Origin of the sequence: Mesorhizobium sp. M4B.F.Ca.ET.143.01.1.1 (assembly GCF_004792275.1) — a bacterium.
GTDB classification, from domain to species: domain Bacteria; phylum Pseudomonadota; class Alphaproteobacteria; order Rhizobiales; family Rhizobiaceae; genus Mesorhizobium; species Mesorhizobium abyssinicae.
This window is the reverse complement of sequence record NZ_SRSR01000276.1, coordinates 1-307: the sequence shown is the minus strand read 5'-3', so window position 1 is coordinate 307 and position 307 is coordinate 1. Positions and strand designations below refer to the sequence as shown.

The 307-nt window shown below is 68.4% G+C and carries 1 protein-coding gene; it reads right to left on the bottom strand.

What is annotated here, in order from left to right; all coding sequences use genetic code 11:
- A partial coding sequence (locus tag EN786_RS36970; protein WP_135910170.1) for an efflux RND transporter permease subunit occupies positions 1-307 on the bottom strand: 307 nt, incomplete at both ends.

The following is a 307-nucleotide window of genomic DNA, read 5'->3' as shown; positions in this document are numbered from 1 at the left end:
TCGGAAGCGAGCAGCTTCTCGACGCGCTCGACAACTGCATCCGTCGCCTTGATCGAGGCGGTGCGCGGCAGCGTGAGGTCGAGCATCACTTCGGGCCGGTCGGACTTCGGGAAGAACTCCTGGCCGACGAAGCCCATGGCCACGACCGAGAGCGCGAACACGCCGGCCGTCGCCGACAGCACCAGCCACTTCGCCCGCATTGCGGCTTCAAGCAGCACCCGGAAGCCACGGGCGATGCGCGACGGCTGATGGCTGCCGCCATGACCCTTGATGCGATCGGGCAGCAGGAGGACGCCGGTGAGCGGCG